Consider the following 7,780-nt stretch of genomic DNA (forward strand, 5'->3'; position numbering starts at 1 on the left):
GTGGCAATTAATTCAAAAGATTGGTAGTCAAAAATAGAGGGTACCCACAAGCGGCGTTTTTATGTAGGGGGAACCCCCGCATAAAAAAACGTCAAGACGGGGCCCCCCTATAGATAACTGGTAGGGGTGCCCCTCGTGGGTACCCGAAGATCTACGGTAATTACTAACGTTAACTATTTAGTTTTGGCTTGAGACTTGGCTTGCTCTAAAGTAATCTCTTTGAGCGTCTGATAAGAGTTAGCATTTGCCGAACCTTCGATCGCCTTAACAGCCAGATCTTGAACTTGTTTGAGTGCAGATTCTAGTTGTTTAGACAGACTATTAAGCCGTTCGCCTCGATCGGCGATTGCATCTTCTAGGGATTCGATCTGACCTTCATAGAAGCGTTTTTGACCTTCGACTTCTTTGGCATAGAGATCGGATTTGATTTTAGCTTGATAAGTTGCGATTCCTTTACCTTCACCTTTGGCTTTATCGATCGCTTTTTCTTTATCTTGAACGAAAGCTGCTACTTTTTCTTTCGCTTCATGGAATGATTTTTCCCGTTCGATTACAGCTAGTTCTCGCTCGCTCCAGGCTTTGTCTTGGACTTCTTTAGCTTCAGCTAGTTCGTAATAGAGAGCTGCTTGTTGCTGTTCGTATTGTTCGCGATCGAGTTTTCTGGTCAGCTCTAAATTATACTTGTATTCTTGAACTTCGCGCTGACTATTTTTGCGATCGAGTTCGACCCGTTCTTTAACAGTAATCCCGTTTTGTTCTTGTTCTTTATTCCATGTTTTAGTCAAGGTTTGCACTTCTTGCTCGGCAGCTTCTTGGCGCAGTCTTAACTCTTCCCCAAAGGCTTTAGAACTAGTTTGATAGTTTTCAATTAGTTCTTCAAATGTACCTTCATCGACTGCAAGAGTGTGCAGCACTTGTAAATCGGTGATTTCTGCAGTGACAGCCTCCCGAATTTCAGCTAGTTTGGCAGCTTCGGTTGCCAGTTTCTCTGATAACTCGCTCACTGCGGCTCCAAAACCGAGCTGGAGGCCATCTAAACTGCCGATCGTGTAGTTGAGTTTATCTTGGCTAGGAACTGCATTCATGGTGGCTTTGGGTTCGTCTTTAGCTACTTCTTTAACAACTTTGGCCGCAGGAGCGGGTGCGCTTGCTTGCTTTTGAATATTTTTAACTTCTGATTCTAGAGTTTTTTTCTCTTCGGCTAGTTGACTGTAAGCAGCTAAGATTTCTGCTTTGGTGTTTTTATCGGTGGGTTTTGGTGCCATAATTTAGGAATTGAGAATTAAGAATTAAAAATTGAAAATTGTGGACGCGCGCTCTGGAGGTTTCCTCCAGGTTTAGCGTACCAAGAAGAGAATGACCCCTTGCCTAAGTGAAGAGGATTGAAGCAGCAAGAAATATCTTTTTAATTCCCTTGAAAAGGAAGGCTTTATACCTCTTTCTCTCGGTGAGAAAACTGCGATAATCGATTGGTTGATATCTGAAAATTGCGAAATTTTTAATTTTTCTCGCTAATTCTGGCAGAAGTCTCGAATGCTTTCATTGCGAGGGATTGCGCTTGATTCATCACTGTTTGCAATTGCTCGGTAATCGCGATAATTTGCTCGTTTTGACGCTCGACGACTCGCTCTAAGGATTGAATTTTGAGATCGTAGCCTTGCTTGCTACCTTCCCATTCTTTCTCTACTAAGTCAGCTTTAACTTTGGCATCGCTACTAGTTTCTTTAATGGCTTCTTCTCTAGCTTTTTTAACTGCTTCTTCGAGTTCGGCGGGGAATGCTGCCACTTTAGCCAGATTTTCTTCCGCAAGTTTTTGATTGTCTTTCAAGAATTTTTCTCGCTCTTTCCATTGCTTTTGCTTTTCGCGATCGAGATCTTTAACTTCTTGCTCTTGATTCCGTTTGGCTTCGGTATAAGCATCGGTCTGCAACTGACGATCGCGGACGATTTTATACTGCACTTCGTCTTGCTCTTTTTGCCGATCCTTAGCGACAACTGTCGTTGCTTCTAGTTGCTGTTCGGTATATTCTCGATCGATCCGTTCCCACTGTTTGCGGAGGCTGACTTGCTCTTTTTCGAGATCTTCACGATCGTCTGTGAGTTGCTGCTCGATTGCTTTTAAGCTTTGCTGATGCTCTTGGGTGACAAGATGGAGGGCATCGGCAACTACGCGAACTTGTTGGAGTTCGGCGCGATGTTGGGTTTCAATGTCGATCGATTGCTTGACTTCGGTAAGTTTTTCAACTTCGAGCGTCAATCGATCGGATAAACCCGTAATAATACTACCAAATTCGAGCTGTAAATCGGCCATCCCTTTGACGATCGTGTCAACGGTATAAGTCGCAGCTTTAGTAACAATTTCTTTATTCTTGGCTAGTTGCGCTTCTTCTTCTTTAGTGGCGACTTTCGATCCAGATCGAGATTGCTCTGCCAAAATTCGATCGAGTTCGGCGAGAATTTGGGTCTTGCTATCTTTAATTATTGCCATAACTTATTTGCCTTAAGGATAAAACGCCTGAAAACCACCGTGCTTTGCGATTACTCACATTTAGAAGTCTATCGATCGCCTTGTAAGTATGCCCAAATCGGCGAGCAACCTAACTAAACTACACTTGCGGTTTGCTAAATTTAGCAATTTCGCTTTGAATAGTACTATTGTACTTCAATAATTTTTCTCCGTCAAGACTTTTTAGGATTTTTGTACTATTTTAGGCTATTTGTACTAGAGATCCTGAAGTGCAACCGACAACCGACTCGAACGAGCGTGAGATCTCACAGAGTAGGAAGGTATAGAGTAGGAAGGTATAATTAGGGATGTTTGGGTACTTTTAGTGAGTGGGACTAGTCAAACATCGCCAATAGCGAGCAACCTTAGCCAGAAAGTTGAAATTAGAAATTGGAGCCTTGCGATATGACTTTCTCAAAATCGCCCATTACCGATCGATCGGATATCGATTTAACCGATCCGCAGTATTATTTGAGTCGGGAATTAACGTGGTTAGAATTTAATAGTCGCGTTTTGCATGAAGCAATGGACGAGCGCACACCACTGCTCGAACGACTCAAATTTATGGGGATTTTTAGCTCTAACCTCGATGAATTTTTTATGGTGCGAATTGCCTCGATCGCTCAGCAAATCGAAGCTAAAGTCAGTCAAACTACCCCAGATGGCCGTACGCCGACGGAGCAACTAGCCGTAGCCAGCCAGCGAGTGCAGCAGTTAGTCACGCAACAACACCATCATTTTGAAACAGTGTTACGTCCGGCAATGATCCAACAGGGGATTTACTTATTGGATTATTTCGACCTCAATCAAGAGCAATGTAATTATTTACAAAGCTATTTTGAAGAACAAATATTTCCAGTCCTGACACCTTTAGCTGTCGATCCCGGACATCCATTTCCCTATATTTCCAATCTCAGTTTAAATCTCGCCGTTGCAATCGTGCATCCCGATACTGGTGAAGAGTTATTTGCCAGAGTTAAGGTACCCCAAGTCTTACCGCGATTTATTCGGTTGCCGACAGAATTACAAGCAATCGATCGATCTCACCCGTTGCAAGCCAATCCCGAGCGCGCTCAAATTTGGACGGGAATTTCTCTCGAACAATTAATCGCGCACAATCTCGAATCCCTATTTCCCGGGATGAATATCCAAGATTGTTTTACCTTCCGCGTGACTCGCAATGCCGATATTAGCGTTGCCGAAGATGAAGCTGACGATCTGCTCCAAGCGATCGAGCATGGCTTGCGGAAGCGGCGCAAAGGTGGCTCTACAGTCAGAATTGAAGTAGATTCGGTGATGCCTTCACACATTCGGCGGATGCTCCAAGAGGAGCTAGAAGTAACGGCTCAAGATATTTATGAAGTCGATGGGATGCTGGGTTTAGGAGATTTGATGTCTTTTTTAGCCCTGCCGATTCCCGAACTCAAAGATCCCCCGTGGAATGCGATCGTCCCGACAGTATTACGGCGGTTGAAAAGCACTGATGATAGTAGTAATTTTTTCAATTTAATCGCTCAAAAAGATCTATTTTTCCATCATCCCTATCAATCTTTTCCCGATACAGTCGAACGGTTTATTACTTGTGCCGCTAACGACTCCAAGGTGTTGGCGATTAAGATGACCTTGTATCGTACTACTGGCGACTCGCACATCCTTAAATCACTCATTAAAGCGGCTGAAAATGGCAAGCAAGTCTCGGTATTGATCGAACTTAAGGCAAGATTTGACGAGCAAAATAATATCAATCTCGCCCGTAAATTAGAACAAGCTGGCGTGCATGTCGTGTATGGACTAGTCGGCCTGAAAACCCATACCAAAGTAGTATTAGTCGTCCGCCGAGAAGATGACAAAATTCGCCGTTACGTCCACATCGGTACGGGAAATTATAATGCGAAAACTTCCAAGTTATATACAGATGTTGGGTTGTTTAGTTGTCGTCCCGAACTCGGTGCCGATCTCACCGATCTGTTTAACTATTTGACTGGTTATTCGCAGCAAAAGTCTTATCGGAAGCTACTTGTCTCACCAGTAAATACCCGCGAATCATTCGATCGGTTAATCGATCGCGAAATCGAACACGTGCGATCGGGTAAAACTGGTCGAATTGTCATTAAAATGAACGCTCTCGTCGATCCTAAAATGATTGCGCATCTCTATCGCGCCTCCCAGGCTGGTGTCTCGATCGATCTGATCGTACGCGGGATGTGCTGTCTGCGTCCGGGGGTACCAGGCGTCAGCGAAAATATCCGCGTCATTAGTATCATCGGCAGATTTCTGGAACATTCACGGATCTATTATTTCCAGAATGGTGGCGATGCCAAGGTGTTCATCGGCAGTGCCGACTGGATGACTCGCAATCTCGATCGCCGCGTCGAGGTGATTACCCCGATCGAAGATCCCGAAATCTCTAGCGATCTCCAGGAAATTTTGGGCATTATGCTCTCAGATAACCGTCAAGCTTGGGATATGCAATCCAATGGCAGCTACAGCCAACGTCGTCCGCGATCGGGCATGGCAGAACAAAGTACCCAACAAATTTTGATGGAGATGGCGGCAAATTAACACATTGCACTCAGGTATTAACGATCTACGCACTTAATAAAATAAAAACCCCGACTTCTTCAAGAAGTCGGGGTTTTGGTCTGAGACTAGCTAGTTCTAACTAGTTTTTGATTTAGTCGTAGTCGTTTTTTTAGCTGTGGTTGTTTTCTTGGCTGCGGTAGTTTTCGCTTTAGTGGTAGTCGCCTTTGTCTTCGTCGCGGTGGCCGCTTTCTTGGTAGTTGCGGTCTTTTTAGTGGTAGTTTTCTTGGTGGTGTCGCCTTTGGCTACCAGCAGACTTAGAGCAGTTTCCAGGCTGATGCCTTCGACTGTTTCACCTTCAGGGATGCCCGCATTAATTTTGCCGTGTTTGATATATTTACCATACGGGCCAGCAAAAATTGCGATGGGTTCGTTGTCGTCGGGGTGATTGCCGATCGTCCGCAGAGGTTCTTTTTTGCCACCACGGGTCGATTTCGGTTCGGCGAGGATCGCTAGCGCGCGATCGAGAGAGACGGTGAGGACGTCATCGGTGGCTTTGAGCGATCGATATTCTTTACCGTCTTTACCGCGATCGTGGAGGATATAAGGGCCAAATCGACCGAGGTTGGTTTGGAGTTTACCGCCAGTTTCGGGGTGAACGCCCAGACTGCGCGGCAGTTTGAGCAGCTCGACGGCGATTTCAAGGGTGACGTCTTCGAGTTTCATCCCTTTGGGTAGGGAAGATTGTTTGGGTTTTTTCTTGCTATCCTCATCCTTGTCGCCAAGTTGGACGTAGGGGCCGAAGGGGCCGAGTTTGGGATAGATCGGTTCGCCGGTTTCGGGGTGATTGCCCAAGGTGTCGGGGGTGCTGCTCTTTTGTTTGAGCAACATCTCGATCGTTTCGGGAGCCAGATCGGCGGGGGTGAGATCTTTGGGGATGGAGGCGTTGCCGGATTCGGTTTCGATGAATGCGCCAAATTTACCGATCCGAACTTTGACATCGAGATCGCCCAGATCGATCGTCCGGGCGAGGGTGGCATCGATATCGGTAAAGCCTTGTTTGACTTGATTTTCCAGCCCTTGTTCGCCCAGATAAAATTTCTCTAGATAGGGCAACCATTGGGTCGTACCCGTGGAAATATCATCGAGGGTTTGTTCCATCCGGGCGGTAAAACTCGGATCGACAAGATCTTGAAAATGTTTTTCCAGCAGAGCCGTGACCGCAAAGGCGGTAAAACTGGGCACCAGCGCGTTGTTTTGGAGCTGGGCGTACCCACGATCGATTATCGTCCCGATGATGCTGGCATAGGTACTGGGACGCCCGATCCCTTCACTTTCGAGCATCTTGACGAGGGAGGCTTCGGTGTAGCGGGCGGGGGGTTGGGTTTCGTGGTCGATCGCGTCGAGTTTTTTGCAATTGGGTTTGTCGCCTTTGACTAAAGCGGGGAGAATGATTTCTTGGTCTTCGATCGCGGCGTTCGGATCGTCGGAGCCTTCGACATACGCTCTGAGGTAGCCGGGGAAATCGATCCGCTTACCAGAGGAGCGGAATCCCGCATTCTCAACCTGTAAATCGACGCTGAGCTGGGTTTGACGCGCATCCGCCATTTGGGAGGCCACCGTGCGTTTCCACACCAGATCGTAGAGTTGCAATTCTTTGGCAGCCAGTCCAGTTTCTCTAGGCGTCCGAAAGCTACTCCCAGCGGGACGAATTGCTTCGTGGGCTTCTTGGGCACCTTTGGATTTGGTGCTGTATTGGCGGGGTTTGGGGCTGAGATATTCTTGGCCGTATTTTTCTAGGACGCAGGCACGGGCAGCGTCGATCGCTTGGGCGGAGAGGTTGACTGAATCCGTCCGCATGTAGGTGATATAACCTTGCTCGTACAGGCTTTGGGCGACGCGCATGGTTTCGCGCGCGGAGAGGCGCAGTTTGCGATTGGCTTCCTGTTGGAGGGTGGAGGTTGTAAACGGGGGCGCGGGTTTGCGGGTGACGGGTTTTTCTTCTAATCCTGTGACTGTCCAGGTTTTACCGTTGAGATTGGTAACTAAAGCTTTAGCCTCAACCCCGTTGAGGACTTTCACTTTTTTATTGGCTAACAGATTGCCAGTATTCGGATCGAAATCGGCACCTGTGGCAATTTTGACGCCATCTAGCGTAACGAGCTTGGAGTCAAACTCGGCTTTGTTATGTGTCAACAGGGCTTTGAGATCCCAGTATTGGGCTGACTTAAACGCCCGTCGTTGGCGTTCTTTAATGACTAATAATCTCACTGCTACCGACTGGACGCGGCCAGCCGAGAGGCCGCCAGCGATCTTCCGCCATAATAGTGGCGAGAGCGTATAACCGACCAATCGATCGAGAATTCGTCGCGTTTCCTGAGCGTGAACGATTTGTTCGTCGATGTTCCGGCAATTCTTGAGTGCCTTTTGGATGGCTTCTTTGGTAATCTCGTGGAAAACCATCCGTTTGGTCGGTACTTTGGGATTGAGTAATTGTAACAAGTGCCAGCTAATACTTTCGCCTTCGCGATCTTCGTCTGTCGCCAGAATCAATTCTTGGGCACCTTTGAGCGCGGTTTTTAGCTCCTGAACGATTTTACGCTTGTCTTTGGGAATGATATACAGCGGCGCAAACCCGTCCTCAACATTGATGCCCAGGTTTGCCCATTTCTGCGCTTTATATTCGGGGGGGATTTCCTCAGCAGACGGTGGTAAATCGCGAACGTGCCCCATCGAAGCTTTGACCACATAACT

The 7,780-nt window shown here is 46.9% G+C and carries 4 protein-coding genes; 1 reads left to right on the forward strand and 3 read right to left on the reverse strand.

Features of this window, described 5'->3' with window-relative positions; translation table 11 throughout:
- Nucleotides 1–173: 173 nt before the first annotated feature.
- Both RMO84_RS06500 and RMO84_RS06505 read right to left on the reverse strand, forming a co-directional pair.
- Entirely contained in the window at nucleotides 174–1,268 is a 1,095-nt protein-coding gene (locus RMO84_RS06500) for a hypothetical protein (RefSeq protein WP_396135786.1), read from the reverse strand.
- Nucleotides 1,269–1,498: 230 nt separating this feature from the next.
- Nucleotides 1,499–2,488: a hypothetical protein gene (locus RMO84_RS06505; protein WP_310487660.1), complete on the reverse strand. Its 990-nt coding sequence runs from the start codon at nucleotides 2,486–2,488 to the stop codon at nucleotides 1,499–1,501.
- A gap of 423 nt (nucleotides 2,489–2,911) precedes the next feature.
- On the opposite strand from RMO84_RS06505, the gene ppk1 reads away from it, so the two are divergent.
- On the forward strand, nucleotides 2,912–5,068 hold the full coding sequence (gene ppk1 / locus RMO84_RS06510) for a polyphosphate kinase 1 (protein ID WP_310487661.1): 2,157 nt from the start codon (nucleotides 2,912–2,914) through the stop codon (nucleotides 5,066–5,068).
- 96 nt (nucleotides 5,069–5,164) lie between these two features.
- Here the strand turns inward: ppk1 and topA are convergent.
- A partial coding sequence (gene topA / locus RMO84_RS06515) for a type I DNA topoisomerase (protein ID WP_310487662.1) occupies nucleotides 5,165–7,780 on the reverse strand: 2,616 nt, incomplete at its 5' end.

It is taken from the genome of Chamaesiphon sp. VAR_69_metabat_338 (genome assembly GCF_031423935.1).
Taxonomy (GTDB): Bacteria; Cyanobacteriota; Cyanobacteriia; order Cyanobacteriales; family Chamaesiphonaceae; genus Chamaesiphon.

Coding starts and splice junctions, on each gene's coding strand:
- RMO84_RS06505 (WP_310487660.1), bottom strand. CDS start 2,488: ATGGCAATAATTAAAGATAGCAAGACCCAAATTCTCGCCGAACTCGAT.
- ppk1 (WP_310487661.1), top strand. CDS start 2,912: ATGACTTTCTCAAAATCGCCCATTACCGATCGATCGGATATCGATTTA.